The sequence below is a fragment of the Nocardia sp. NPDC003979 genome (assembly GCF_053605015.1).
Genome location: NZ_JBSGIJ010000015.1, coordinates 15,761 through 42,509 on the forward strand (window position 1 = coordinate 15,761; position 26,749 = coordinate 42,509).

25 protein-coding genes, 1 tRNA gene and 1 pseudogene are annotated in these 26,749 nt (G+C 67.8%); 17 read left to right on the forward strand and 10 right to left on the reverse strand.

Features of this window, described 5'->3' with window-relative positions; all coding sequences use genetic code 11:
* Positions 1-4 precede the first annotated feature (4 nt).
* Complete coding sequence (locus tag ACWEVR_RS25705) at positions 5-964, reverse strand: TIGR03557 family F420-dependent LLM class oxidoreductase (protein WP_452469047.1); 960 nt, start codon at positions 962-964, stop codon at positions 5-7.
* A gap of 16 nt (positions 965-980) precedes the next feature.
* Positions 981-1,319: a plasmid stabilization protein gene (locus ACWEVR_RS25710; protein ID WP_067642258.1), complete on the reverse strand. Its 339-nt coding sequence runs from the start codon at positions 1,317-1,319 to the stop codon at positions 981-983.
* Between the two features lie 487 nt (positions 1,320-1,806).
* On the opposite strand from ACWEVR_RS25710, the gene ACWEVR_RS25715 reads away from it, so the two are divergent.
* Genes ACWEVR_RS25715 through ACWEVR_RS25725 form a run of 3 tightly spaced genes read left to right on the forward strand, consistent with a single transcriptional unit; the run spans position 1,807 to position 5,604 of the window.
* Positions 1,807-2,706 carry a metal-dependent hydrolase gene (locus ACWEVR_RS25715; RefSeq protein WP_452469048.1) on the forward strand — a complete coding sequence of 300 codons (900 nt, stop codon included), beginning with the start codon at positions 1,807-1,809 and terminating at the stop codon, positions 2,704-2,706.
* Positions 2,703-3,797, forward strand: coding sequence for a PDR/VanB family oxidoreductase (locus tag ACWEVR_RS25720; protein ID WP_452469049.1), 1,095 nt, complete (start codon positions 2,703-2,705; stop codon positions 3,795-3,797). The genes ACWEVR_RS25715 and ACWEVR_RS25720 overlap by 4 nt, the downstream gene beginning before the upstream one ends.
* A 40-nt stretch (positions 3,798-3,837) precedes the next feature.
* On the forward strand, positions 3,838-5,604 hold the full coding sequence (locus ACWEVR_RS25725) for an SDR family oxidoreductase (protein WP_452469050.1): 1,767 nt from the start codon (positions 3,838-3,840) through the stop codon (positions 5,602-5,604).
* 3 nt (positions 5,605-5,607) lie between these two features.
* Here the strand turns inward: ACWEVR_RS25725 and ACWEVR_RS25730 are convergent, their stop codons facing one another.
* Complete coding sequence (locus tag ACWEVR_RS25730) at positions 5,608-6,114, reverse strand: hypothetical protein (RefSeq protein ID WP_452469051.1); 507 nt, start codon at positions 6,112-6,114, stop codon at positions 5,608-5,610.
* 633 nt (positions 6,115-6,747) lie between these two features.
* On the opposite strand from ACWEVR_RS25730, the gene ACWEVR_RS25735 reads away from it, so the two are divergent.
* The 3 genes from ACWEVR_RS25735 to ACWEVR_RS25745 all read left to right on the forward strand — a co-directional run bounded on the left by ACWEVR_RS25735 (position 6,748) and on the right by ACWEVR_RS25745 (position 9,018).
* Complete coding sequence (locus ACWEVR_RS25735) at positions 6,748-7,752, forward strand: zinc-binding dehydrogenase (RefSeq protein ID WP_452469052.1); 1,005 nt, start codon at positions 6,748-6,750, stop codon at positions 7,750-7,752.
* Between the two features lie 279 nt (positions 7,753-8,031).
* Positions 8,032-8,105, forward strand: a tRNA-Ile gene (locus ACWEVR_RS25740).
* Positions 8,106-8,208: 103 nt separating this feature from the next.
* Positions 8,209-9,018 carry a GNAT family N-acetyltransferase gene (locus ACWEVR_RS25745; protein WP_452469053.1) on the forward strand — a complete coding sequence of 270 codons (810 nt, stop codon included), beginning with the start codon at positions 8,209-8,211 and terminating at the stop codon, positions 9,016-9,018.
* Here the strand turns inward: ACWEVR_RS25745 and ACWEVR_RS25750 are convergent.
* Positions 9,004-9,333, reverse strand: coding sequence for a hypothetical protein (locus tag ACWEVR_RS25750; RefSeq protein ID WP_452469054.1), 330 nt, complete (start codon positions 9,331-9,333; stop codon positions 9,004-9,006). The two genes, ACWEVR_RS25745 and ACWEVR_RS25750, sit on opposite strands and share 15 nt — an antisense overlap.
* Before the next feature lie 133 nt (positions 9,334-9,466).
* Entirely contained in the window at positions 9,467-10,234 is a 768-nt protein-coding gene (locus ACWEVR_RS25755) for an ATP-grasp domain-containing protein (protein ID WP_452469055.1), read from the reverse strand.
* A gap of 118 nt (positions 10,235-10,352) precedes the next feature.
* Here ACWEVR_RS25755 and ACWEVR_RS25760 point away from each other — a divergent pair, with 118 nt between their 5' ends.
* Positions 10,353-11,579, forward strand: a complete 1,227-nt coding sequence (locus ACWEVR_RS25760; protein ID WP_452469056.1) for a vWA domain-containing protein — start codon at positions 10,353-10,355, stop codon at positions 11,577-11,579.
* 5 nt (positions 11,580-11,584) lie between these two features.
* On the opposite strand, the gene ACWEVR_RS25765 is transcribed toward ACWEVR_RS25760, so the two are convergent.
* A complete protein-coding gene (locus ACWEVR_RS25765; protein ID WP_357151716.1) occupies positions 11,585-11,962 on the reverse strand; it encodes a MerR family transcriptional regulator in 378 nt (125 codons plus the stop codon).
* Between the two features lie 65 nt (positions 11,963-12,027).
* Between ACWEVR_RS25765 and ACWEVR_RS25770 the strand changes: the two genes are divergently transcribed.
* Positions 12,028-13,128, forward strand: a complete 1,101-nt coding sequence (locus tag ACWEVR_RS25770; RefSeq protein ID WP_452469057.1) for an alkene reductase — start codon at positions 12,028-12,030, stop codon at positions 13,126-13,128.
* Positions 13,129-13,261: 133 nt separating this feature from the next.
* Positions 13,262-13,750 (forward strand): FBP domain-containing protein, encoded by a 489-nt coding sequence (locus ACWEVR_RS25775; RefSeq protein ID WP_067487172.1) that lies wholly within the window; start codon positions 13,262-13,264, stop codon positions 13,748-13,750.
* A 163-nt stretch (positions 13,751-13,913) separates the two neighbouring features.
* Here ACWEVR_RS25775 and ACWEVR_RS25780 read toward each other — a convergent pair whose 3' ends face one another.
* Entirely contained in the window at positions 13,914-14,204 is a 291-nt protein-coding gene (locus ACWEVR_RS25780) for a hypothetical protein (protein ID WP_067487175.1), read from the reverse strand.
* Positions 14,205-14,408: 204 nt separating this feature from the next.
* On the opposite strand from ACWEVR_RS25780, the gene ACWEVR_RS25785 reads away from it, so the two are divergent.
* Positions 14,409-14,702: a hypothetical protein gene (locus ACWEVR_RS25785; protein WP_067487178.1), complete on the forward strand. Its 294-nt coding sequence runs from the start codon at positions 14,409-14,411 to the stop codon at positions 14,700-14,702.
* Here the strand turns inward: ACWEVR_RS25785 and ACWEVR_RS25790 are convergent.
* The gene (locus ACWEVR_RS25790) at positions 14,699-16,375 is read right to left on the reverse strand and encodes a TerD family protein (protein ID WP_452469058.1); all 1,677 of its coding nucleotides are present in this window, start codon (positions 16,373-16,375) and stop codon (positions 14,699-14,701) included. The two genes, ACWEVR_RS25785 and ACWEVR_RS25790, sit on opposite strands and share 4 nt — an antisense overlap.
* Positions 16,376-16,615: 240 nt before the next feature.
* Between ACWEVR_RS25790 and ACWEVR_RS25795 the strand changes: the two genes are divergently transcribed.
* Positions 16,616-17,401, forward strand: coding sequence for a carbonic anhydrase (locus ACWEVR_RS25795; RefSeq protein WP_452469059.1), 786 nt, complete (start codon positions 16,616-16,618; stop codon positions 17,399-17,401).
* A 54-nt stretch (positions 17,402-17,455) separates the two neighbouring features.
* Positions 17,456-17,941 (forward strand): hypothetical protein, encoded by a 486-nt coding sequence (locus ACWEVR_RS25800; protein WP_174550357.1) that lies wholly within the window; start codon positions 17,456-17,458, stop codon positions 17,939-17,941.
* Here the strand turns inward: ACWEVR_RS25800 and pabB are convergent.
* Complete coding sequence (gene pabB / locus ACWEVR_RS25805) at positions 17,938-19,989, reverse strand: aminodeoxychorismate synthase component I (RefSeq protein ID WP_452469060.1); 2,052 nt, start codon at positions 19,987-19,989, stop codon at positions 17,938-17,940. The genes ACWEVR_RS25800 and pabB overlap by 4 nt on opposite strands.
* A gap of 39 nt (positions 19,990-20,028) precedes the next feature.
* Here pabB and ACWEVR_RS25810 point away from each other — a divergent pair, with 39 nt between their 5' ends.
* The 3 genes from ACWEVR_RS25810 to ACWEVR_RS25820 all read left to right on the forward strand — a co-directional run bounded on the left by ACWEVR_RS25810 (position 20,029) and on the right by ACWEVR_RS25820 (position 22,899).
* On the forward strand, positions 20,029-21,069 hold the full coding sequence (locus ACWEVR_RS25810; RefSeq protein ID WP_452469061.1) for a phosphotransferase family protein: 1,041 nt from the start codon (positions 20,029-20,031) through the stop codon (positions 21,067-21,069).
* Positions 21,070-21,140: 71 nt separating this feature from the next.
* Positions 21,141-21,665, forward strand: coding sequence for a DinB family protein (locus ACWEVR_RS25815; RefSeq protein ID WP_452469062.1), 525 nt, complete (start codon positions 21,141-21,143; stop codon positions 21,663-21,665).
* 103 nt (positions 21,666-21,768) lie between these two features.
* Positions 21,769-22,899, forward strand: coding sequence for an NDMA-dependent alcohol dehydrogenase (locus ACWEVR_RS25820; RefSeq protein WP_067487192.1), 1,131 nt, complete (start codon positions 21,769-21,771; stop codon positions 22,897-22,899).
* Here ACWEVR_RS25820 and aztA read toward each other — a convergent pair.
* Positions 22,878-23,576: a zinc ABC transporter ATP-binding protein AztA gene (aztA, locus tag ACWEVR_RS25825; protein WP_452469063.1), complete on the reverse strand. Its 699-nt coding sequence runs from the start codon at positions 23,574-23,576 to the stop codon at positions 22,878-22,880. The genes ACWEVR_RS25820 and aztA overlap by 22 nt on opposite strands.
* A gap of 48 nt (positions 23,577-23,624) precedes the next feature.
* Here aztA and aztB point away from each other — a divergent pair.
* Positions 23,625-25,597 (forward strand): annotated as a pseudogene (gene aztB, locus ACWEVR_RS25830) (zinc ABC transporter permease AztB).
* The gene (gene aztC / locus ACWEVR_RS25835) at positions 25,594-26,739 is read left to right on the forward strand and encodes a zinc ABC transporter substrate-binding protein AztC (RefSeq protein ID WP_452469064.1); all 1,146 of its coding nucleotides are present in this window, start codon (positions 25,594-25,596) and stop codon (positions 26,737-26,739) included. The pseudogene aztB and the gene aztC overlap by 4 nt, the downstream one beginning before the upstream one ends.
* Positions 26,740-26,749: the final 10 nt, after the last annotated feature.

A 26,749-nucleotide genomic window follows, 5' to 3' on the forward strand; every position in this document is an offset into this window, starting at 1 on the left:
CGATTCAGCCCTCCGCGCGCAACAGCGGTTGGAGTTCGCTGCTGTAGAAATCGAGGAACGCGTCGACATCGGGGCCCGCGTTCATCAACACCACCCGGTCGAAGCCGGCGTCGGTGGCCTTGCGGACAGCTTCGACATAGCGTTTGGGGTCGTTGCCGCAGACCATCGCCTCGAGCATGTCGTCTACCCGCACGGTGGTCGAGGCGGCGGCGAAGTTCACCGGATTCGGCAACTCGCTCATCACTTTCCAGCCGCCGGTCATCCACCGATTCGTCGACAGCGCGGCCTCCGCGGCCTTGCGCTCGTCGGGATCGAAGGCGACACCCACCTCTACATAGCGTGGGCCCATGCCGCCGGAGTCCCGGTAGGTGCGCACCAGATCGGGGTCGGGTTCGGTGGCGAACAGGCCGTCGCCGAGTTCGGCGGCGATCTCGGCCGCACGTGGACCTCCCGCCGCGACCGCGATCTTCGGCGGTGTGTCCGGCAGATCGAAGATCCGCGCGTCCGACAGCGACAGGTAGCGACCGTCGTAATTGCGATACCCGCCGCGCCACAGCAGGCGGATGATCTCGAGCGCCTCGCGCAGCATTCGCTGCCGAACGAGCACCGGCGGGAATTCCTGGCCGACCACGTGCTCGTTGAGCCGCTCACCGGACCCGATCCCGAGGGTGAAGCGTCCGTCGGAGAGCAGCGCTGTGGTGGCGGCGGCCTGGGCGATGATCGCGGGGTGGTAGCGGATGATCGGGCAGGTCACGCCGGTCGCGAGCTCGAGGCTGTCGGTGCGCGCGGCGATCGCGGCGAGCACCGACCACGCGAACGGTGAATGGCCCTGGTTGTCCAGCCACGGATGGAAATGGTCGCTGATCTCGACGAAATCGAAGCCGACGGACTCGGCCCGAACGGCCTGGCGGACCAGTTCGTTCGGGTCGAAGGCCTCGGCCGCCAATTTGAATCCGATCTGCATGGCGAACCTCTCCGGGTCAGTGGCGTCCGAGGGCGTTGGCCAGTTCCTGCTTGTTCATCTTGGAGCGGCCGTCGATATTGCGGCGGCGGGCCTCTTCGTACAGTTCGTCGCGGGTCTTGCCGCTGCCCTTGGCCTGCTGGCCGCCGCGACGGGAGGTGCCACTCGACTTGCCGCCGGATTTCCCGCCGGACGACGACCCACCCGACTTGGTCTCGCCGTGCTGGGCGCGGGTCTTGTTCACGGTGCGGGCGGCGATCTCCTCCGCGCGGTCCTCGCTGCGGCCCCGCTCACGCTCGGATTTCTTGATGTCCTTGTACTGACGTTCGCGTTTGTCGCTCCACGCTTGCTGCGGCATGAGTCTGCACCTCCTGGGTGGTGGGCGTTCTGGTTGCCGCCTACCCGGTGGGTGCCTGAAGAAACATCATGATGCGTGGCGCTTGACGTAGTGATGGCGTCCACCGGTGGTGGGCGCCATCGCGGTTCTGGCCTTCAGATCAGACGAAGAAGTTCCAGATCAAATCGGCGATTGCCTGAAAGAAATCGATAAACATAGGTGTTCACCTCCTTCGTGAAATCTAGCCAGCTACCGGCCAGCGGCTGCAGGGGTCTTCGCAGTGTTGTGGCTGGTAGTGAGGGAGAAGCCTGGCTTCTATTCGCATATATCGAGGATACCCAGATAGCCGTTAGCAATAACTGAGCGATCGATTCTTCTTGCATCGATACACGAATGAAGGAATTTGGTGTTACGTTGAGTACGAGATAGTTGTACGATCAGAACCACCCGCGAGGCGCACCGTCGCGCCCCGGGCGCACAACGATCGTGCGGTGATCGAGGAGTACCGATGAAGTTACTTCGCTGGAGTGCCACCCGACCGGACATCGATCCGGGAGCGGTCGCGCTGCACGCGCGCAATGTCACCTTCGACTGGTCCGGCGTCCCCTTGCAGTGGATGCCCGCCGAACCTGTTGCGGGACATTTGATCTGCGCTTTGAACATGCTGCTGCCCGAGGGTGAGCGCATGTTCATCGCCACCTACCGCGAGGCGCTGGCCTACGTCGAGGACGAGAAGCTGCGCGAGGACATGCTCGGCTTCATCGGCCAGGAATCCATGCACGCGGAAACCCACGCCAAGGTGCTGGTCGACATGCTCGCCGCCAACGGCGTCGACACCGCGCCGTACGAGCGGCAGATGGAATACCTGTTCCGGGTGACGCTCGGCAAGCGCGGCGAGGGTCGCGCGGGCAAGCAGATGCTGGTGGAACGGCTGGCGTTCATCGCCTGCCTCGAGCACTTCTTCGCCTGGCTCGGAGACTGGGTGCTCAATGCCGACCTGGAGAAATTCGGCGCCGACCCCCGCATGGCCGACCTGTTCCGATGGCACGGTGCCGAGGAAGTGGAGCACCGCAATGTCGCCCATGACGTGGCCGAGTACTTCGGCGTCGGCTACCTGCGCCGCTGCGCGACGATGACGCTGGTGTTCCCCATCTTCATCGCCCTGCTCGTACGTGGCACGCGCTTTCTGGTGCACCAAGATCCAGGGCTGCCCGACTACCGCTACCCGAGGCTGATCGCCGGTGTGCTCGGCGCGATGTGGCGTGGCGCGATTCCCGGTGTGCCGTCGCTGCTGGTGAGCGCGTTGTCGACCTTCCAGCCGGGGTACAACCCGGAGAAGGTCGGCTCGACCGCGCAGGCGCTGGCCTACCTCGCCGCCTCGCCCGGCGCACGCGCGGCCGCGTCATGACCGTCCGCGACATCCCCGGCGACCTGTACGGCAGGCATCGGCACGATCCGGGGGTGCGGGTGATCGACACGATCGCGACCTTCCGGCTGCGGTGGAGCGCGCTGGTGAACCGCCGCGATCCGCGCTCGCGTGCCGCCGACCACCGGCTGCCGGTGGTCGTCACCGAACGCCGGGTCGAGGCGCACGACCAGGACGTGGTGAGCCTGCGCCTCGAGTCGCCCGCGGGGCGGGTGCTGCCGCGCTGGCGTCCCGGCGCTCATCTGGACCTCGAACTGCCCTCGGGCCGGTTGCGTCAGTACTCGCTGTGCGGTGATCCCGCCGACGCGCACGCCTACCGGATCGCGGTGCGCCGGATTCCCGACGGCGGAGGCGGCTCCGTGGAGGTGCACGACGAACTGCCGGTGGGCAGCACGCTGATGGTGCGTGGACCACGCAACGCGTTCCCGTTCGTGGTGCCAGGGCACGGTTCGCCCGCACAGCGTCTGCATTTCGTCGCCGGTGGCATCGGCATCACCCCGATCCTGCCGATGGCCCGGCTCGCGCACCGTCTCGGTGTGGACTGGTCGCTGGTCTACAGCGGGCGCAGCCGGGCGACGATCCCGTTCCTCGACGAGCTCGAGGCCTTCGGCCCGCACGTGATCGTGCGCACCGACGACGAACACGGCCTGCCGGGCGCCGCCGACCTGCTGCCCGGCGTCGGACCCGGCACCGCGATCTACGCGTGCGGTCCCACCCCGATGACCTCGGCCGTCGTCGGTGCGGTGCGCGAGATGCCGCAGGTGGAACTGCATTACGAACGGTTCTCGCCGCCGCCGATCGTCGACGGCGAACCGTTCGAGATCGAACTGGCTTCCACCGGCGAAGTCCTCACCGTCCCCGCCGATCGAACGGTGCTCGACACCATCCTGACCGTCCGCCCCGATCAGCCGTACTCGTGCAGGCAGGGCTTCTGCCGCACCTGCGTGGTCCGCGTGCGCGGCGGCGAACCCGACCATCGTGAGAGCGTGCTCTCCGAGACCGACCACGCCGCAGGAGACATGCTCGCCTGCGTATCCCGTTCCCGCGGTGAGCGTTTGGTGCTCGACCTGTGAGCCCGGTTGCGCTACCTACCCACACGAGGAGTCCGAAAGTATGACGATCGACCCGGCCAACGAGCGCGTCGTGCGCAATGGCGCCTTCGATATCGCGGTGTTCGAATACGGTGATCCCGCCGCCGAGACCCTGGTGCTGGTCCACGGCTGGCCCGACACCCATCACCTGTGGGACAAGGTGATTCCCCTGCTCGCCGACCGCTTCCACGTGGTGGCCTACGACACGAGAGGCCACGGCGCCTCCACGCGAACCCAGCGCACCGCCGACTTCCGGCTCGACGAGCTCGCCCGCGACTTCTACGCGGTGATCGACGCGGTGAGCCCCGACCGTCCCGTGCACGTACTCGCCCACGACTGGGGTTCGGTGCAGGTCTGGGAGGCGGTGTGCGAGCCGCAGGCCGCCGAGCGGGTCGCCTCGTTCACCTCCGTGTCGGGTCCCAACCTCGACCACCTGGCCGCCTGGGTGCGTGATCGGCTCTCGCGCCCGACCCCACGCAATGTGTGGCAGCCGCTGACCCAGCTGGCGTCCTCGGCGTACACGTTCTTCTTCATGACACCGGGCCTCCCGCGCGTGACGTTCAACGCCATCGGCACCGAAAAGCTGTGGCAACGTGTGGTTTCCATCATGAACGACACGCCTGCCGCGAATGTGAAGCTCGGCCCGACCTTCCGTCGCGACATGGTCGACGGGCTGCTCATCTACCGCGCCAATATCGTGCAGCGCATGCTCGAACCGCGCGAGCGCCGCACCCGGGTTCCGGTGCAGCTCATCGTCGCGGGCCGCGATGTCGCGGTGCGCCCGACCGGCTACGACGACTCACGCAAGTGGACCGACCGGCTGTGGCGGCGCGATGTGCCCGCCGGGCACTGGATGCCGTTCTCTCATCCCGAACTGCTGGCCACCGCGACCACCGAATTGATCGACGCGCTCGGCGGGGCCGGTGTCTCGCGCGGGCTGGCGCGGGCCGAAGTGGGCCGCACCCGGCGGGAATTCGACGATCACCTCGTGGTCGTGACCGGTGCGGGCAGTGGTATCGGTCGTGAGACCGCGCTCGCCTTCGCCCGCCTCGGCGCCGAGGTGGTGTTGTCCGACATCGACGAGCTCGCCGCGAAACGTACCGCCGAACTGGTCGGCGCCGAAGGTGGTGTCGCGCATGCCTATCCGCTGGACGTGTCCGATGAGGACGCGGTGCGGGCACATGCCGACACGGTGATCGCGGCGCACGGTGTGCCCGACATTCTGATCAACAACGCCGGTGTCGGACAGGCGGGCGGATTCCTCGACACGCCGGCCGAGGAGTTCGACCGGGTGCTGCGGATCAATCTCGGTGGCGTGGTGAACGGCTGCCGCGCCTTCGGATCGGCCATGGCCGAACGCGGACTCGGCGGGCACATCGTGAACCTGTCGAGCATGGCCGCCTACAGCCCGCAACGCGATATGAGCGCCTACGCGACGAGCAAGTCGGCGGTGTTCATGTTCTCCGACTGCCTGCGCGCGGAACTGGCCGATCGCGGGATCTCCGTGTCCACCGTCTGCCCCGGCATCGTGCACACCAATATCGTTGCCACCACCCGCATCTCGGGTGTCTCGGCCGAGGTAGAAGCCGCCACCCAGCGCAAGTTCGACAAGCTCTACGAACGGCGCGGCTACACCCCGGACAAGGTGGCCGACCAGATCGTGCGAGCCGTGCGTGAGCGCCGCGACATCGTGCCGGTGACCCCGGAATCGTGGCTGCAGTACCGGGCGAACCGGATCGCCCCCGGCGCGGTGCGTTTCGCGGCGCGCCGGATGAAACTGGTCAGGTAGGGCTCACGCCCGGTGCAGTTGCCGCTCCACGGCGGCGACGTGCCGGGCGTCCACACCCCACGGGTTCTCCACACCGACCTGCCGGTCCAGATCCCACAGCACGCACGGCTCGCCCGGTGCCGCGACCATCGACCACGCGACCACCGTTCGCCCGAGCTGTTCGAGCATCGGGCCCGCGTCGGTCGGTGTGTCCGCGGCGACGCCGTCGGGGAAGTGGTGCAGGAACCGGCCGTAGGCCCGATCGCAGAACCGGGCGTAGAGCTGGGTGCACAGGATGAAACCGTGCCAGGCCTCGTCGACCGCGTGCGAGGGCATACCGATCACCTGATCGTCGCGCAGCGCGGCACCACAACACCGCAACCATTGGCGTAGACCGGTTTCCACCAGATCGCGCGGCTGCCAAGGGCAGGTCTTGAAGATCGCGTCGGGGCAATCGAGGTCGGCGACGGTGCGATCGACCGTCGCCAGATCGACCGGTCGCCGACGAAGTCCGGGGATCGTGATGGCCATGCTTCACTGTAAGGCCCCTGGGCGTAGGGCTGCCGGGAACATTCCGGCGGGTTAGCCTGCACGTATGACCGTCCTGATCGTCCTGCTCTTCCTCGCCGCCGGCATCGGGCTGGTGGTGACGACGGTGGTCGTGCTCGTGCGGAAGCTGAGCCCGCCCCGGATCGACCCCCACGACCCGCGCTGGGTCGCCGGTGCGGCCGGTGCGACGGGGTTCTTCGATGGGGCACCTGGTCAGACGTGGACGAACAGTGGGTCGGGGTGTTCGGCCGGCTGGCCTGGGGATGTGGGTTCCGGGGGTAGTGGCTGTGGCGGTGGCAGTAGTAGCGGATGCAGTGGGGGAAGTAGCAGTGGCGGAAGCGGTAGCAGCTGCGGTGGCGGTAGTAGTAGCAGTTGTGGCGGTGGGAGCAGCAGTAGTTGTGGCGGCGGAAGTTAGTGCCGGGCGGGCGACCGCGTGCCGCGTCTCGTCGAAGTCGAGCATCGACGAGGTGCGCAGGCTCCGTGTGGTCGAGGCGGTCAGCTGTCGTCCTGTGTGGGTCGACGAGCGAAATGTGACAGCGGTCTCAGCGCCTTGACCTGAACTCCGCTTCAGGTTCGAAGCTTGTGGTGTCCCGGTGAACACCACAAGGAGTCACGATGCGAGCAGTGCAGGTCAAGGAATTCGGCGGAGTCGATGTGCTCGAGGTGCGCGAATTGTCCGCGCCGCAGCCCGGTCCGGGTGAGGTGCTCATCGATGTCGACGTGGCCGACGTGATGTTCCTCGACACCCGGCTGCGGGCGGGCTGGGGACAGGACTTCTTTCCGTTGAGCCTGCCGTACATTCCCGGCGGCGCGATCGGCGGTGTGGTGCGTGCGGTCGGCGCGGAGGTCGATCCCGCGTGGGTCGGCAAGCGCGTCGTCACTCAGACGGCCGCCAGCGGCATCGGTGGCGGCCTGCCCATCGGTGGGTACGCCGAGCAGGCGCTCGCACGGGCGGCCACGCTGGTGGAGATCGTCGAAGGACTCAGCACCGTGCAGGCGGTCGCGCTGGCCCACGACGGCCGCACCTCGCTGGCGGTCTTCGATCATGCAGGGGTGCAACCGGATTCGTGGGTGCTCATCACCGCGGCGGCGGGGGGCCTCGGCACACTGCTCACCCAGTTGTCCGCCGCGGCTGGTGCGAAGGTCGTCGCGGCCGCCCGTGGAACCGAAAAGCTGGCTCTCGCACAGCGATTGGGCGCCACCGCTGTTGTCGACTATTCGTCCGACGGCTGGGCGGAGCAGGTTCGCGAGATCACAGGTGGGGGAGCGGCAGTGGTCTTCGACGGCGCGGGCGGTGACATCGGTGGTCGCGCGCTGGCCGCGACCGCCGACGGCGGCTCGTTCCTCGGATACGGCTCGGCCGCAGGCGACTTCGCCAACGGCGACACAGCGGCGGCGAGTGTGCGTCACGTCACGATTCGCGGCCTGTTCGACATCGTCGGCGGCGAAATCGACTGGCAGTCCATCGCCCGCCGCGCACAGTCGGCGGTGGCCGCCGGTGAGCTGGAAGTGGTGGTTGGCCAGGCTTTTCCGCTCGAGGAGGTGCGCCGGGCGCACGCCGTGATCGAGGACCGTTCCGCCCTCGGACGTACCGTATTGACGATCGGCGCGACAGTGTAACTTACCCTGCGGCACAACGGAATACACGTTAAGTTCAATATGTGCAGGGAATAATTGTCGCCGGGGTGACAGTCGCGGTCTTGTTGTTGGTAATCGGAGTCATCAAGGTCGCCAGCAGCCCAGGGGGAAGTGTCAAGCAGCGCGACCGTATGGACCGCGCACGCACCGAACGGGAGAAGGTGAACCGGTCCTGACCGGACCGGTCCGCCACCCCCGCACGAGTGGTCAATCTCGCAACCCACCGGGTACCATGCGACTCGCCCGCGGAGACCGCGGTCAGGGGCGGTAGCTCAGTCGGTTAGAGCCGCGGACTCATAATCCGTTGGTCGTGGGTTCGAGCCCCACCCGCCCCACTTTCAGTCCTTCACCAGCGGTTATGCCGCCTGGTACACCTATTGCGCCGACCTGTGTCGGTTGGGATCTGCACGGTCGGGCCTCATCGAATATCGTTCGCGCATGTCTTCCCGGTGGCGAGTCGCGTATGTCAGAGCGGCCGTTCAGCAAGCGCCCTGGCATTCCGTCGCTCTCGGGCTGGCGAGTTGGATCGTCGTAGTCGGGGCGCCGGCGGTGTTCGTCGGGATCGTGTTGACGATCGAATCCGGCACCTCTGCAAAGGGATTCGTTACCGCCCTTTGGGTGGTGCTCGTGGTGGGCGTCCTGCTTGTCGCGGGCGGGCTGTGGGCGTGGCGGGTCAGCGGGCTCGTCGACAAGGAAGTCAGGGGGCGCTACCACGGGCTGCGGGACGTCGAGTCCGAGCGGCTGGTGGTACGCCGACCGGTACCGCAGGACGCGGTTGCGCTCGCCGCCGCGATCGATGCGGAGATGCTCGCCGGGAACGGGTGGACCGAACGCGAGGCTCGGACAATGGTGAAGGCTGTCCGGTCGGGGTACCCGGTACCCGGACTGCTCGTCTTCGAGGCGCGGTCGGACGGGGCCCTCGTCGGTGGCGCGACGGTGCATCCAAGTGCCACAGACCCGTCGTCGCGAGCCCTGGGCTGGTGGATCGGACCACGACACCGGCGCGCGGGCTACGCGAGCGAAGCGGTGGCCGCGCTGGTCGAGGCGATCCACGACGCCGGTTTCGCAACCGTAGAGATCGGTACCTCCGAGTCGAATCTCGCGGTGCGTCGAATCTGCGACAAGATCGGCGCGACGGAAAAGGACCGGCGAGCACAACGGTTGCCGAACGGATCGCTCGTCCCGTCGATCTGGTACGAGCACCGACAGGTGACAACAGACGAGCCGTCTGTGTCACCCGCCGGATGACACACCTTCGCTAGTGACGGGATCGACGCCGTCGATGGCCCGAGTCAGACGTTGCGCCGCCTCGCCGGGATCGTGCACCGCCAACGCCTGGTTGACGATCAGCCAGTCCGCGATGTCCTCACCCGAGACGTACTTGCGGAAGCAGTTGTAGATGGCGTAATAAGCGAACTCGACCGGATCGGGGAAGGTCAGGTCGTCGTCTTGCAGCGCGGCAATGGGCTCGAGGTAGCGGTCGCCGATATTCGCGAGGTCCACACCGGCCCGAGCCGCCTCGAGGGCATCGATCGGAAGCTCGACGTCGACGTGGTGGCACATCCCGACCACCGAGTCGCGATAGCGAAGGGCGGCAGGGTTTCCCCGAACATAATCGGTCCACGTCGGGAGGACATCGGCACACAGCGACAGATGAACCTGTCGCCGGTGAGCGGCCCCTAGCCGGAGGAAGCGGTCATTCGGGGTCATGATTCACCGTCCCCAGCAGCTCTCGCCACCGCGCCATCACCAGTTCGGTGTAGTGATCCGCCGTGATCCGATAGGCGCCGAGGGCGTAGCCGTCGTTGACCTCGACAAGTGTGGTGTCCCCGTTCGCGAGCACGCCGAAGTCGATGGCGTAGGCGCTGGGCGCAGTGCCGCTGCCGTGGTAGATGTCGACGGCCGCATGCACGACATTCATATCGAGCTCAGCGGAATCATCGCCTGCATAGTGGTCTGTCGCGACGACCTGGCCGCCGAGGACATACACCCGGAATTCGCTGACCCAGGTGACGACTTCCGAGCACCGGACGCGCTGATGCCTGCTCGCTCCACCCCACGCGCCGAAGTCGTGTTCCGAATAGCAGACCGTGCCCGTGAAGCTCTTGCGGCGGTCGGCAGGTTTGACGAAAACCGGTGCTGCGGAGGAGCTTTCCATCAGGCGTTCGACCTGACCCAATGTCGAAGTCCAGACCTTGCGACCGAGGAAACTCGCCAGCACTTCGGGATAGTCGTCGGGCAGCGGTATCGGGATGCCCAGCTGGCGCATCGCCCCGTGCATCGCGGGCATGTCACCGGCGACGAAGGTCTCGAGGCCGAGCGGCAGTTGTCTGCGGTGGATGCGTTTGATGCTGTAGTGGCGGATCGGGATTCCGAGTTTGCCCAGGCCTTCGGTGAGTAGTTGTTCTTCGTTGCGCATCGGTCCGGAACCGGCGTATTGCAGGTATGCGATGGTGAAATCCATCCTGCGCCTCCCGATCTCGAGGTCGAATGCTCATCCTACGTGCGCTCGCCGACCTCGTCCGTGGTTGACGGGTTTGGCCTAGGGTGTGGGGCATCGGGTGCGAGATGAGGGGCGTGCGATGGCTGCTGTGCTGGTGAAGGGGCAGAACCTGGGGCTGGCGGCGGGGGAGGTGGTGCTGTCGGTGCGTGGTGGTGTGGCGGCGGATCTGTCGGCGCTGCTGGTCACCGAGGTGGGCAAGGTTCGAACGGATGCCGATTTCGTGTTCTTCAATCAACCCCAGGCACAAGGGGTCCGTTTGGACGGGGCGGCGCTCCACGTCACGCCGGACCAGGTGCCAGGTGAGATCGCGCAGATCCGGGCGGTGATCACCGCCGACGGGCAGACCTTCGGGAGCGGACCGGCGCCGGTCGCGGTGGTCGCCGATGCCGCGGGAAACATTGTGTGTGAGTACCTGATCGAGGGCTTGGATCGAGAGACCGTGGTGATCGCGCTCGAACTGTATCGCCGGGGTGAGCAGTGGAAGGTGCGCGCGGTCGGGCAGGGGTATGCCGGCGGGTTCGCCGATCTGGTCACCGATCACGGGGTGAGTGTCGACGACGAACCGGAAGTCGTCGCGGCACCGAGGACGGTGCCCGGCGAGCACGCGCTGTCGTTCGAGAAGCGGCAGAAGCTGGATATGCGTAAGCAGGAAGTCGCCAAGATCCTCATCGACAAGAGCGCGTTCGGAACGCGGGCGCGGGTCGTGCTGGTGATCGACAAGACCGGCAGCATGCAGAAGATGTACCGCGCCGGAACGGTGCACCGGGTGGTGGAGCGGATGGTCCCGGTCGCCACCCAGCTCGACGACGACGGCACCCTCGAGGCCTACCTCTACGCCCTGTCCTACGCGAAACTCCCGGACATCACCGTGGCCGACGCCGAGCGCTGGACGCAGACCTATCTGCACCTGAACGGCACCCACGACGGTATCGACTACGGCAGCCTCGGCGGGCGCAACGACGAACTGCCGATCATGCGCGCGGTGATCGACACCCTGCACGGCAGCACCCGGCCCACGCTCGTCCTGTTCTTCACCGACGGCGGCTTCGCCAAGAAGCGCGAGATCGCCGCGCTCATGCGCGAGGCCGCCCACCTGCCCGCGTTCTGGCAGTTCATCGGCCTGGGCCCCGCCAACTTCGGTGTGCTGCGCACCCTGGACGAACTCGACGGCCGGGTGGTCGACAACGCGGGCTTCTTCGCCGTCCCCGACATCGACCAGCTCGACGACGCCGAACTCTACCGACGCCTGCTCAGCGAGTTCCCCGACTGGCTGCGCGCCGCCCGGGCGGCCGGAATCGTCCGGTAGCGGGGCTATTCCGCGGCGACGGGAATGTCTTCCGAGGCTCGTGCGATGACGTCGTCGAGGACATCCCTGGAACGGATCAGGTCGGCGATCGTGCGGTCGATCCTCGCTCGTTCGGTGCAGAGTTCATCGATCAGTTCGGGCGTGGCGTTCTCGTTGGCCCGGCCGTCGGCGTCGCGGATGCAGCACAGGATCTGGCCGATCTTCTTGCTGGACAGTCCGGCCGCGTACAGCTCCTGGATGTGGATCACCCGGTCCACGGCGAGATCGGGATAGTCACGGTGGCCGCCCGGGGTGCGGGCAGAGGCAAGCAAACCCTGCTCCTCGTAGTAGCGAAGTGACCGTTCGCTGACGCCGGTCCGCGCCGCGAGCTCCCCGATTCGCATGCGCCACCAGGCCTTTCACGCATCGACTTGAATCTCACACCAATGTCAAGTTTTACCGTATTCGCATGACGAAGAATGCGGTACCCAGCCTTTTCGATGCGGCCGTTGTCGGTGCCCTCCAACTCCCCAACCGGCTCGTGATGGCGCCGATGACGCGCAACCGGGCGGCCGAGGACGGTAGCCCGACCGAACTGATGGCGACCTACTACGCCCAGCGCGCCGACGCCGGTCTGATCATCGCCGAGGCGGCCAGCCCCAACCAGGTGGGCATCACATTCGCGGGCACCCCCGGCATCTACACCGATGCCCACATCGCAGGCTGGCGCGGGATCACCGAGGCGATCCACGCGGCGGGCGGGCGGACCTTCCTACAGGTGCAGCACGGTGGTCGCGTCGGGCATCCGGACAACAGCGGTGCCACCCCGGTCGCCCCCTCACCGGTTCGGCTGTCGACGCCGATCCGCACCGCGGCAGGCTCGAAGGACGCGGTGATTCCCCGGGAGCTGAGCACCGACGACATCCACGGCACCGTTCAGGATTTCGCACAGGCGGCCCGCAACGCGATCGCGGCCGGGTTCGACGGCGTGGAGGTGCACAGCGCCAACGGCATGCTGCTGCACCAGTTCCTGTCCGACAACACCAACCAGCGCACCGACGAATACGGCGGCACCGTCGACAACCGCATCCGGTTCACCGTGGAGGTGGTCGAGGCCGTGGCGGCGGCGATCGGACCGGAGCGGGTCGGCGTGCGCATCGCACCCGGCGTCGGCGCCAACGACATCGTCGAATCCGACACCGAGGAGCTGTACACCGCGCTGGTCGCCGCACTCGGCGGTCGCGGTCTTGCCTACTTGCACGTGGTGTTCGCCGATCCGGGAACCCCGGTGTTCGAGCGGATCCGGGCGGACTGGGCCGGCGTGCTGATCGCCAACCCGGTGCTCGGCTGGGGTTCGCCGTTGCCCGCCGACGGTGGCCGGGCCGCGGCCGAGGAACTACTCGCCGCGGGCGCCGACCTGGTCTCACTCGGCCGGTCGTTCCTGGCCAATCCCGACCTCGTCGCCAGGCTGCGCGACGGCGCGCCGATCAACCAGTTCCGTGAGGACTACTTCTACGGTGGCGATGCGACCGGCTACACCGACTACCCGGTCCTCGAATCCGTGGCGTGACCGGCCGAATGCCCCGGCGGCCGAATCGCCGCCGGGGCATGGAGGTCGCGTGAGCTGGAGAAACTCGGTTGTCAGCGGGTCGGCAACTCGTTAGCGTGGCTACGTTTTGTGTTCGACTACCGAGAGGAATGCGATGGAACCCATCACCGAACGCGAGATCAGAGCGTCGTTCGTCAACTGTTCGAAAGGCGACGCCAAACGTCTCAACGTCCCCCGTGACCTGGCCGAACGTCCGTGGGAAGATCTCGACTTCCTCGGCTGGACCGACCCCTCCTACGCGGGGCGCTGCTACATCGCCGTGCCGCGTGACGGCAAGCTGGTGAGCATCGCGCTGCGCCACGAGACGGGTGGTTCGGGCAAGACGCAGATGTGTGCGCTGTGCCTCACCAGCCACACCGGCGGCGGGGTCTCGCTGATGACGGCGAACAAGGCCGGGGAATCGGGGCGGCGCGGGAACACGATCGGCAGCTACATGTGCACCGATCTGGCGTGCTCGCTGTACGCCCGCAACAAGAAGAAGCCCTCGATGGGCAGCCGCTACCGCGAGGATCTGACCGTGGAGCAGAAGGCCGAGCGCGTGGTGGAGAACCTCTACGCGTTCGTCGACAAGCTCTACACCTAGCGAATCCGCCCGGCTGACAGAAAGGAGGTTGCTGCCATGTGCCGACACAGTAGAGCCCAGCTGAAGCGACCCGGGTCCTGTTGAACCACAACAGAACCCGGGTCGGGAGTCCTTGCCGGTCGAGGCGGCCCGGTTCATCCGGACCGGCCCGAGCGGACAGGAATCAGATCATGGCGTTCATGATGGTGCCGCCGCTGGTGGCGACCACGCCGCCGATCATCGCGCCCGCGACCATCCGCGGCGACTGCATCGCACCGCCGGTCCACTTCTCCCAGGCGAACTTGCCACCCGCATAGGTGATGGCGATGATGCCCGACAGCAGCACGAACCACGTGAAGTAACGCACCATCTGCAAGAGCTTCTCCGACAGCGGCGGCGCCTCGGGTGTCGGATTGCCGATCTGGGCCAAGGTATCGGTGAAGACCAAGGTATCGGCGACAGCGGCCAGAATCATGTTTGCTCACTCGGTAACTCGGGGGAACGGCGATGAACTGCTGTGGCCGATGGTATCCCGTCCGGCGCGGCGTCGCAGCCACCCCCTCGACAGAACCGATCGGTTTTGTTGGTGCGCTGGGGGTTCGCGGCCGTATCCTGGAACTCGTCCGAATACGGCAGCGCTGGAACGTAGTTCGCTATACGCGGAAAAGGGGAGCAGGCTATGAGCATCATTCTGACGTCGATGGCCGACACCGTCACGACGTTTGCGCAGGTCGGCAACCCTACGCCGGAGGCGCCGCCGCTCTCGGACAAGATCATGCAGATGGTCCAGTACCTCACCTGGTTCATGATCCTGTCGGGCATTCTGGCCATCACCGTGGCGGGCGGAAAGTTTGCCTGGGAGAAGTGGAACGGCAGCTCCATGGAGTCGCCCAAGATGATCGCGGGCGCCATGATCGGCGGTGTGGTCGCCACCAGCGGTGGCACCATCATGAACGCGGTTCTCGGCAGCTAGATCCGCGCGCCCTTGGCCCGGTTGCAGGCCCGGCACAGGATCTGCAGGTTCGACGCGCTCGTCGCGCCACCCCGGCTGAGCGGGATGATGTGGTCGAACTCCAGGTAGTGCCGGTCGCCGCACTCCACGCACGCGCCACCGTCGCGCTGCCACACCAGGGCCTTCACGTCCTGGGGAATGCTGCGGCTGTCGCGCTGGCCGGGTGTGAGGACCAGGCGTTTGGCCACGCGCAGCGCGCCTTCGAGCGCCGCCGCCACATAGTCCGGGTCGGCCACACCGAAGGTCGCGCCGCCGCGTGCGGAGGTCGCGGCCACCACGACGGTGCCGTGTTCGGGATGCACCGAAACCACCCGGGACCAGGGCAGTTCCACACCGGTGCCGTCGCCGACGAAACGCAGCTTCTTGGAGCTGCCGATCAGCCTGCCCTCGGAGTGGCGTGGACCGCGCGCCAGCATCCGGATGTGCACGGCGGGCAGGTCGAGGTGGACGCGTTCGTCGGGGTCGAGGTGCAGACCGCGGGTGTCGACGCCGGGCAGCTCGCCTGCGCGTAGCCGTGACAGGGTGCGGCCCCGGTGCATTCGCCTGCGCAGATCCTCGACGATGGGGCCGCCCAGGTCGAGCTCACCGACGACGTGCTCGAACGCGTCGAGTTCATCGGCGAACACCTCACCGTCGGCGAACGCGAACGCGACCATCCGCTCCACCTGGGTGAGGCCGTCCTCGCGCAGAAACGCTCTGCCCTGTTCCTCGTCGATGCGCTGGAACCGCAGTGACGCCCACACCTGTGTCCACTCCGGAGATCGGGTGCCGGGGCCGGTGAGGACCCGCACGGCGCGGTTGCGCCAATGGGTGAGGAACTCGTCGATCTCGGCCGCACACGCCTTGCACGGAGCGTGACCGCCGAAAAGCTTGCGGCGCAAGGTGTTACCGCAGCGTGCGCAGTGGCCTCGGGTCGGCGGGAGGAATGGGCGAACGCTCGATGTCCATTCGTCGCCGTCCCACCAGCGCAGGCGGTCGGGCGCGTCCGGGTCGGGATGCCAGTCGGCCAGGTCGGGGTCTGCCGGTGGTGGCGGCGGGGTATCGATAACACGGCGGGTCAGGGCGGGCGCGCCGGACGGCTCTGCACCGGTCCGGCCGGTGCGCGGTTCGTCGGCCCTACCCACGGCGGCCGGTTCGTCGACCGTGACACCGAATTCGACGGCCAGACCCCGCAGCCCGCCTGCCCAGCCCTGGCCGATCGCGCGGAAACGCCAGCCACCGTCGCGCCGGTAGAACTCGCCGAACATCATCGCCTGCACGTCTTCGATGCTGTCGACGGCGAAGCGGGCGACCGGACCGTCGGCGGCGTGGACGGTGAGGGTGAGATCGTCGAGGCGGTCGAAGGTGGTGTCGTCCACTGATGCCGTGACGACGATGCGGGCGACATCGGCCTCGGTGCGGGGCAGAGAGATGCTCAGCCGGGCCGTACCCGGTTCGGGTTCCTGGTCGAGGGTGACCGCCTGCGAGGCGTGGCGAGGGGCGTTGAAGAAGACGAAATCGCGATCGGTGCGGACCAGCCCGGATTCGGTGACCAGGAGTGCGTGGGCGTCGACAGCCTGCGCCCCCCGCCATGAAACAACCACGGCGAGAAGCGATGTCGGTACCGGCGAATTCGCGCCCTTGCGTAGTTCCATGGTCCTCGCATGATGCCACGGAGGTCCGACACGGTTTGCCGGAGCGCCGCCCCGGCCATCCCGGTAGGTGTGAGCCATCTCGCAGGACCGGGCCTGGTTTTCGCCCTCCTCAGAGGTTTAGCGTTGGGGTCCGCTCGCTTCCGAAACCCGTTGTGATATAGGGATATTCGGTGCAAAGCGGACATTTTTCGGGCCGCCGCGTTCGGTGCCGACGGCCGAGCTGACGAGGAGCTGGTCGGTATGTCGAATGGTCACCTACTCACCCGGCGGGGAGCGCTGGCCGCGCTCGCTCTGCTCGCGGTCGCGGGGTGTGGAGGGTCTGGGCAGGCGGCGTACAGTGACGTGCACTGGGATTACGACGCGGAAGGACCCGACCACTGGGCCGATCTGGACAGCCGGTTCGTGACCTGCCGCAGCGGGCACGCGCAGTCGCCGATCGATCTGCCCGCCCATACGGAACTGCATCCCGATGAGCACATCGAGATCGAGTACCGGCCGATGTCCTCGGTGGAGGTGGTGAACAACGGGCACACGATCCAGGCGAATGTGGCGCCCGGCTCGGGTAACCGCATCGTCGTCGACGGGAGCGTGTTCGAGTTGACCCAGTTCCATTTCCATCTGCCGAGCGAACACACCGTCGACGGGGCGGAAGCGGCGATGGAGCTGCACTTCGTGCACGCCGACCGGGCAGGCAGGTTGGCCGTACTCGCGGTGCTGTTGCGCGCGCAGCGGGACTCGTCGCCGCTGGGGGCGGTACTCGCGGCGGCGCCGGATCGGGTGGGTGCCACCAGGACGGTGACGAGCATCGATCCGCGTGCGTATCTGCCGACCGGGTTCGCCCAGTTCCGCTACGAGGGATCGCTCACCACGCCGCCCTGTACCGAAGGGGTGCGCTGGATCGTGCTGCGCGAACCCGCGCCGGTCGCGATCGCCGACGTGGAGCACTATCGCGCGCTGTTCCCGCACACCAACCGCCCGGTGCAGCCGCGATTCGGCCGACCGGTCGTGCTGGCCGGACAGAACTGACGGACACGGCGGCTCCTCCCTGCGCACGAGGCCGCCGTGGGGCACAGTGGAGGCATGACGAACCCGAAGAAGCGGGGGCGCACGCCGCAACCACCACCGGTGCCGCCGCAGGCGCGCAGGGTGCCGGGCGCCGAGCTGCTGTCGGCGGCGCAGGCGGCGGTCGGCGCGGCACAGTCGGCGGCGGGGCAGGCCATCGACGCGGCGCAGCAGACGGCGGGATACGCCTTCGACGCGGCGGTGCGGCTGCCACCGGCCTCGGCGCAACTCGCCGCGCAGCTGCCGGATCTGGTGGAGAACCTGTCGATCGCGGTCGACCGGCTCAACAGCACCATCGACCGCCTCGACCGCACGCTCGCCCTCGCCGACCCGGTGTTCGCCACCTACGACCGGTTGCTGCCCCGCCTCGAGGCGATGATCTCGCTGGGTGAGGACTTGTTCGGCGCCCTCGCGAAACTGCCGGGCGTGGGTCTGATCGGCCGGTTCACCGGGCGCGGCGGCGAGGAACCACCACCGGAACCGGAGAAGCGCCGACGTCGCTAGAGTGCGCGGAAGGTCGCCGCGGCCTTGAGGACCATCTCGGCGTACTCGTCCTCGGCGTCGGAATCGAGCACGATCGCCCCGCCGGCGCCGATGGTCCACTCGTCGTCGTGGCGGACGGCGGTGCGGATGACGATATTGAGGTCGGCGGTCCCGCCGAGCCCGAGGAAGCCGATGGTGCCCGAATAGATCCCGCGCGCCCGGGTTTCCAGCTCGTCGAGGATTTCCATGGTGCGCAGTTTCGGCGCCCCGGTCATCGACCCACCCGGGAAACACGCGCGCACGCAGTCGACCACACCCGCCCCCGGACGCAGGGTGCCGCGGACTGTCGACACCAATTGGTGCAGGGTGGAATAGGTTTCGGTGACCATGAGCGCGGGGACGTGCACCGAACCGACCTCGCACACGCGCCCGAGATCGTTGCGCAACAGGTCGACGATCATCAGGTTCTCGGCCCGCGTCTTCGGGTCGGCGGCCAGCGCGTCACGCAACCGCGCGTCCTCGGCGGGTGTCCGGCCACGCGGTGCGGTGCCCTTGATCGGCTTGCTCTCCACCACCCGGTCCCGGTCGACCTTGAGGAACCGTTCCGGCGACGAGCACGCCACCTCGAGACCGTCGAACCGTAGATAGGCGGCGTAGGGCGCGGGGTTGCAGCGGCGCAGGCGGCGGTAGAAGGCCAGGCCGTCGTCCTCGCCCGCCGCGACCACCACCGCGTCGGTCAGGCAGATCTCGTACGACTCACCCGCGTGCAGCCGCTCCTGGCACACCGCGATATCAGCCAGATAGCGGTCGCGGCCGCGCACGAGATGCGCCTGGACCGCGTCGGGATCGGCGCGCACGCGCAGGTCGACGGGGTTCTTCCAGGTCGGCAGATCGGCGAGGGCGGATTCGGTGGCACCGAGCCAAGCCGCACCCGCCGCGTCGCTACCGGGATCGGTGAGCGCGAGCAGATGGGTGCGACCCGCCACGTGGTCGACCACGACCAAACGGTCGGCGAAAATCCACTGCGCGTCCGGGGTGGGGGAGCGATGCGCAGCCCGCGCCCCGCAGTCGGCCTTCACCTCGTAGCCGAGATAACCGACATAACCGCCCGCGAAATCGAAAGGCAGCAACGGTCTTTCGCAGTGCCTGGCACGCAGTTCGCGGTCCAGGTAGTCGAGTACGGTGCCCGCGACGGTTCGGGTGCCGGCGCCATCCGTCACCGTGACGGCGCCGTCGCCGACCCGGTACCCGACGATCTCGGCGTGCGGTCCCGCCGCGTCGCCGAGGAAGGAGAATCGGTCCAGACCCGGTTCGACGTGTTCGCTGTCGAGCCAGAACGCGGTCGCCGAGTCGCGGTAGCAACGCAGGAAGATCGCCTCGGTATCGATCGCCCGTTCGATCACCTTGTGCCGCAGCACGAACCGTCTCGTCGGCGGATCCGACGGCACCTCGGGGCCACGCACGACGACCGGCGCGGCCACCGGGGTCCGAGCCTTGGTGAGATCGGCGAAATTGCGCAACAGCGCGGCCCCGAACTCGCTCGACACCGACTCCGGATGGAACTGCACACCCCACTGCGGCCGCTCGCGGTGCCGCACACCCATCACCACGCCGTCGCCCGTCGTCGCCGTCACCTCGAGCACGTCGGGCAGCGGTCGCAGCGCGGCCAGCGAGTGGTAGCGCACCACCGTGAAGTCCTGCGGCAACCCGGCGAACAGGTCCCGGTCGTCGTGGGCGACCCGGTCGAGATACCCGTGCCGCGCCTCGGGTGCGCGACCGACCTGTCCACCCGCACCGATCACGATGCCCTGATGTCCGAGGCACACCCCGAGTAGCGGAAGCTCGGCCTGCTCGAGCACCGCCGTCGAAACACCCATGTCCCTGGCCCGGTCGGGACGTCCCGGTCCCGGCGAGATCACGACATTGTCGAATCGGTCGAGGCCCAGTTCGCCCACGCTGCCCACCTCGTCGTTGCGCACGACGACGGGCTCGCTCCCGTTGACCTCACTGATGAGCTGGTAGAGGTTGTAGGTGAACGAGTCGTAGTTATCGATCAACAGCGTGCGCATCGTGGCCAAAACCCTACGCCGGGCGCGGTTCGGGGCAGAATGTGCGCCATGGCTGTTTCGCAACCGGATCTCGTGGCGCTCGGACGTTGGATGGACGAGCAGGGCTTACCCGGCGACACGATCGGGGAGGTCAGCCCGATCGGCGGCGGCACCCAGAACATCATGATCCGCTTCACCCGGGGCGGCCGCGAATACGTCCTGCGTCGTGGACCCGAACATCTGCGGGCCAAGAGCAACGAGGTGATCGCCCGCGAAGCCCGCCTGCTCACCGCGCTGGACGGCACCGAGATCCGCGCACCGCGGGTGATCGCCGCCTGCACCGACCCCTCGGTCCTCGGCGCGGTCTTCTACCTGATGGAACCCATCCGCGGCTTCAATCCGCAGACCGAACTGCCCGACCTGCACGCGAACGACCCGGAGATCCGCAGGCGGATGGGGCTGTCGGCGATCGAGGCCATCGCACGCCTCGGCACGGTCGACTACCTGGCGCTCGGCCTGGCCGACTACGGCCGCCCCGAGGGCTTCCTCGAACGTCAGGTGCCGCGCTGGCTGCGCGAACTCGACACCTACGCCGCCAACGATGGCTACCCGGGCCCGCAGATCCCCGATGTCGAGCGCGTCGGTGACTGGCTCGACCGCAACCGTCCCGCCGATCCGCCGCCGGGCATCATGCACGGCGACTGCCACCTGGCCAACATGATGTTCGACTACGACGGCCCCGAGGTGGCGGCCATGGTCGACTGGGAGATGTCGACGATCGGCGACCCACTGCTCGACCTCGGCTGGCAGCTGGCCACCCGCCCCGAGCCCGGCACCGTCGGCGCCGGGCTGATGGGCACCCTGGGCACCGTCGGCGGCCTGCCGACACCCGAGGAGATGATCCGGCACTACGCCGAATTCTCCGACCGCGACCTGCGCGCCGTCACCTGGTACGAGGTGCTGGCCTGCTTCAAGCTCGGCATCGTGCTCGAAGGCACCCACGCCAGGGCCTTCGCGGGCAAGGCGCCCAAGCAGGTGGGCGACTTCCTGCACGCGGTGACCCTCGAACTGTTCGAGAAGGCGCGCAAGCTCATCGATTGATGCCCGGATCTCGACGATCATTGGCCGAATATCAATGGACGTCAAGATTGCGACGCCATAGCCTTGGCGACATGATCGTGCCTGATACCAAGGACTGGACCTGGGTCCTCGAAAAGCCCTGCGCCGAATGTGGATACGACGCCGCGTCGATCGCGTTTGAGCAGGTGCCCGACCGGGCGCGCGCCGCTGCCGCCCACATCGCCTCGGCGCTGGACCGCGACGACGCGCGCGTGCGGCCCGACGCGCAGACGTGGTCGGTCCTCGAATACGCCGCCCACGTGCGCGATGTCTGCCGGATCTTCGACACCCGGCTCGCGCTGATGCTCGACGGTGACGGCGCGACGGCGCCGCGATTCGCGAACTGGGATCAGGACGCCACCGCCGTCGCCGACCGCTACAACGAGCAGGACCCGGCGGCGGTCGCGCAAGAGCTGTCCGCCGCTGTCGAACAGGTGGCCGCCGCCTTCGCCGCCGCGCCCTCGGATCGGCTCGACTGGCGCGGTGCCCGCAGCGACGGATCGCTGTTCACCGTGGCCTCGCTGGCTCGATACTTCCTGCACGATCTCGAACACCACGTCTACGACGTGCGCGGATAGAGAAATCTTCACCAGATTTCTAGAACGTGTTCCAGAATCGGCCGAAAGTTCGTAGGGTGGGAGCAGTCACAACGAGGCACTGCTTGGCGAGAGGTCGATCGTAATGAAGACGAAGGGCGCGATCCTGTGGGGCGTCGACCAGGAATGGTCGGTCGAGGAGATCGAGGTCGGCGACCCCGTGTCGGGGGAGGTGCAGATCCGCATGGAAACGGCGGGCATGTGCCACTCCGATCACCACATCGTCACCGGTGCCACCCCGATGCCCGGCTACCCGGTGATGGGTGGCCACGAGGGCGCGGGTGTGATCACCAAGCTCGGGCCGAACTGCCCGAGCGATCTGGCCGTGGGCGACCACGTCATCCTTTCGTTCATCCCGGCCTGCGGACGTTGTCCGTCGTGTGTGTCCGGGAATATGGCGCTGTGTGACCTGGGTGCGGGATTGCTGATGGGACAGGCGATTTCGGACGGCACGTACCGCATCCAGGCGCGCGGCGAGAACGTCATCCCGATGTGCCTGCTCGGCACCTTCGCCCCGTACATGACGGTGCACCACACCTCGGTGGTCAAGATCGACCCGACCATCCCGTTCGAGGTGGCCTGCCTGGTCGGGTGCGGCGTGCCGACCGGCTTCGGCTCGTCCACCCATGTGGCGCAGGTCCAGCCCGGCGAGACCGTGGTGATCGCGGGCATCGGCGGCGTCGGCATGAGCGCGCTGCAGGGCGCGGTGCTCAGTGGTGCGTCGAAAGTCGTCGCCATCGACCCGAATCCGTGGAAGCGCGAGCAGGCGCAGAAGTTCGGCGCCACCCACACCTACGAGAGCATGGCCGCCGCGATCATGCCGCTGATGGATGCCACCGAGGGCCGGATGGCCGAGAAGGTCATCCTCACCATGGGCGAGATGCACGGCGACTACATCGAGGAGGGTCTGATCCTCACCGGCAAGGCGGGCACGCTCGTCGTCACCTCCATGGGCCGCATGGACGCGGGCGAGGTGAAGATGAACAGCTTCCTGCTCTCGATGCTGCAGAAGACGGTGAAGGGCTGCATCTTCGGCGGCGGCAACGCCCGCCAGGACGCGCCGCGGCTGCTGTCGCTGTACAAGGCCGGTCAGCTCAACCTCGACGACATGGTCACCCGCAGCTACTCCCTCGAGGAGATCAACCAGGGCTACCGGGACATGCTCGACGGCAAGAATATTCGCGGCATCATCCGCTACACCGAAGCCGACTGGTAACCGAAGGTTCCCAGTACCTCGCCGGGTGAACCCCCGGCGAGGATCCTGCCGTCGCGCAACTGCAGGCAATGATCGGCTCGTGCCGCCTCGGCCGGGTCGTGGGTTGCCTGCACCACGGTGACCCCACCGGCCGCGATCTCGGTGAGCGCACCCGAAATCTCGGCGCGCGCGGCGTCGTCCAGTCCGGTCGCCGGCTCGTCGAGCAGGACCAGATCGGACTCCTGCGCCAACGCCTGGGCCAGAAGTGTGCGCTGGCGCTGACCGCCCGACAGCGTGTCCAGGCGCCGTGTCGCCAGTGCGGTGAGGTCCATCCGCTCCAGGCAGGCCCGCGCGATCTCGCGGTCGGCCTTCGTGAGCCGCCGCCACAATCCCCGATGCGCCCAGCGCCCCATCGCCACCGCCTCGCGCACCGTCATCGGTAGCGCCGCGGGAATCGCGGTGTGCTGCACCACGAATGCCGGTCGCCGGGATGTGTCGCGGTGCACCGTGCCCGACCGGACGGGCACCGTTCCCGCCAGGATGCCGAGCAGCGTCGACTTCCCCGAACCGTTGGGTCCGACGATCGCGGTCACCTGTCCGCGCGGGATCGACGCCGTCACCTCGGACAGCACGGGCATCCGGCCGTAGCCGGCGGTGACGTCCTCGATACGGATCGCCGGGTCTGCTGTGTGTTGCATCTCACCTCGTTTGAAACGATAATCGTTTTCAGTATATCGTCCGTTGCCATGGAGTGGCTGATCGCCCCGTTCGAGGTGGCATTCGTGCAGCGGGCGCTGTGGGGCGGGCTGCTGGTGTCCTGCGTGTGCGCCCTCGCCGGAACGTGGGTGGTGGTGCGCGGCATGGCTTTCTCGGTGACGCGATGGCGCACGGCATGCTGCCCGGTGTCGCGGTGGCGGCGCTGCTCGGCGGCAATCTGATCGTGGGCGCCGCGATCAGTTGCACCGCAATGGCTTTCGGTGTGTCGGTGCTGTCGCGGAGCAAACGGTTCGCGGCCGATACCGCGATCGGGCTGCTGTTCGTCGGGATGCTCGCGGCCGGTGTGATCATCGTGTCGCGTTCGCAGTCCTTCGCCGTGGACCTCACCGGATTCCTGTTCGGTGATGTGCTCGCGGTGCGCGCTGTCGACCTGTGGTACCTCGTTGCCGCCGTCGGTCTCGCGCTGGTTGTCGCCGTGCTCGGGCACCGGGCTTTCGTCGCGCTGACCTTCGATCCGCGCAAAGCGCACACGCTCGGACTGCACCCGAAGGCGGCGCACGTCGCGCTCGTCGGTCTGGTGACCCTGGCCATCGTCGCCTCCTTCCACGTGGTCGGCACGCTGCTGGTGTTCGGGCTGCTCATCGCGCCGCCCGCCGCCGCCGTGTACTGGTCGGACCGGATCCCGGTAGTGATGGCGCTCGCCGCACTGATCGGCGGGTTCTCCACCGCTGCCGGGCTTGTCGTCTCCTGGCACGCGGGTACCGCGGCCGGGGCGACGATCGCCGCCGTCGCGGTCGGATCGTTCTTCGTGTCGGCGGTCGTCTCGGCGCTGCGGGAGCGGTTCGGGAAGGTCGGTGTCGCCGCGTTGGCCGCGGTGTCGGTGGCCGGGTGTGCCGCGACCGAACCGGTGATCGTCGAGGAGCCGCCGCACGGGTATGTCGCCGGGGCCGAGGAGATGAGCGAGGCACAGACCCGGCTGGTCGTGACCGATCCGGCCACCGGTGCCATCCGGGTCATAGATCTTCTGACCGAGAAGGTCACCACGCTCGCCGGACGCGAAAATACCGCCGCACCAGAGGCCTCGGCCCTGGTCGGTGACGGTCGGTTCGGATTCCTGAGCGCCGGTGGATCGGTGCGGGTGGTCGACAGCGGAGGATGGACCGTCGACCACGCCGATCACCGCCACTACTACAGCGCCCCGGTGCGTGAAGTCGGCAGCATCGCGGCACCGGGTGAAGTTGTCGCCGCATACGGTGATCCGGCGGTGTCGGCGGTGGTGCTCGATTCCGGTGCCACGCTGGTGTTCGATCGGGTGGCGCTCGGTGACGGGCAGGTCCGTGAGCCGCACCGGATCGATGGCATCGCGCTGCCGTACGGCGAGAAGTTGGTCGTCGCCGACGGCGCGGGACGAGTGGATGTGCGCGGGCGCGACGGTGCGGCCGGTGAGTCACTGCCCGGCTCGTGCCCGCAGCCGCGCGGTCAGGCCGTCACCCGGCGTGGAGTCGTATTCGGTTGTGCCGACGGTGCTTTGATCGTCGCCCAGCGTGACGGTGCGTTCGTCGCCGAGAAGGTCGCCTACCCCGAGCCTGGCACCGATCGAGCGACCGCGTTCACCCACCGGCCCGGCAGCACGACGCTGACCGCGCTCGCCGGACGCACCGGTGTGTGGACCCTCGACGTCCGCAAGAAGACCTGGAAGCACACCGCGATCGCCGATGCGGTCGCGGTGAACACGGCCGGTGAGGGGGCCGCGGTGCTCGTCCTCACCCGTGACGGTGTGCTGCGCGGGCTCGACCCCGAAACCGGTTCGGAGACCGCACGTGTCGCATTGACCGGCCCGGTCGAGGGCGAGCCGGTGCTCCAGGTGGATCCGAACCGCGCCTATGTCAACGACATTCGTGGCCGAACCGTCCACGAGGTCGCCTACAACGACAACCTCCGTATCGCGCGCACCTTCCCGGTGGACATCGCGCCCGCACTGCTGGTGGAGACAGGTCTGTGAGTTACGAAGCAAGGGTTCGCGCCGACGCTGTGCCGGACGGTGCCGCCGGATCTCACCTCTCGGAGACCGTGCTCGCCGGGGCCGAACCCATGCCCACTCGGTCGCACGCCACGTCGGGCAGTGGCGCCCGAAGGGCCGCTGCACGCGAATCCCGTTCGGTGCTCGGTCGCCGCGGCGCATCTCCGCGGTCACGGGTGTCGCCGGGGGCCGGATTCCGGGGTGCTCCACGCATCGCAGGCCTGGCGCTCGTCGTCATCGCGCTCCTCGCATCGATCACCGCGTGCGACACCGGCAGCGACCGCAGCGGAATCATGGTGACCACCAACATTCTCGGTGACCTGACCAAGGCCGTCGTCGGCGACACCGCCGAGGTGACGGTGCTGATGCAAGCGGGGACCGACCCTCATTCGTTCGGCATCTCCGCACGCCAGGCCGCCGATATCGAACGATCGGCGCTGGTCGTGCACAACGGCCTCGGCCTCGAGGAAGGCGTGGCCCGGCATGTACAGGCGGCCGCCTCGGCAGGCGTGCCGACGCTGGCGGTGGCCGAGCGGACCGACCCGATCACCTACACCTCCGACGAATCCGCCGGTCAGCCCGACCCGCACTTCTGGACCGACCCGGCGCGGGTGCGCAAAGCCGTCGAGGCGATCAGCGCCGAAGTCATCGCGCGGGTCGACGGCATCGACGCCGAGACCGTGCGCGCCAACACCGCCCGCTACGTGAGCGAACTCGACCAGCTGGACCGGTGGATGACCGACCGGTTCGCGGCGATCCCGCCAGAACATAGGCAACTGGTCACCGATCACCACGTCTTCGGTTATCTCGCACAGCGATTCGGGTTCACCGTGATCGGCACCGTCATCCCCAGCGGCACCACCCTCGCGTCCCCGAGCGCCTCGGATCTCGACGACCTCGCCACCGCCATCCGCACCGCCGGGGTGCACACGATCTTCGCCGATTCGGCCGCGCCCGACCGCCTTTCACGTGTCCTGGCCGAGCATGCGGGTCTGCAGGTGCAGGTCGCCGCCCTGCACACCGAATCGCTCACCGAACCAGGCGGCGGCGCCGCGACCTATCTCGAGATGGCGCGCGCCAACACCGAGGCCATCGCCCGCGGCTTGTCCGGGCCGACAACGTAATTCAACAAGA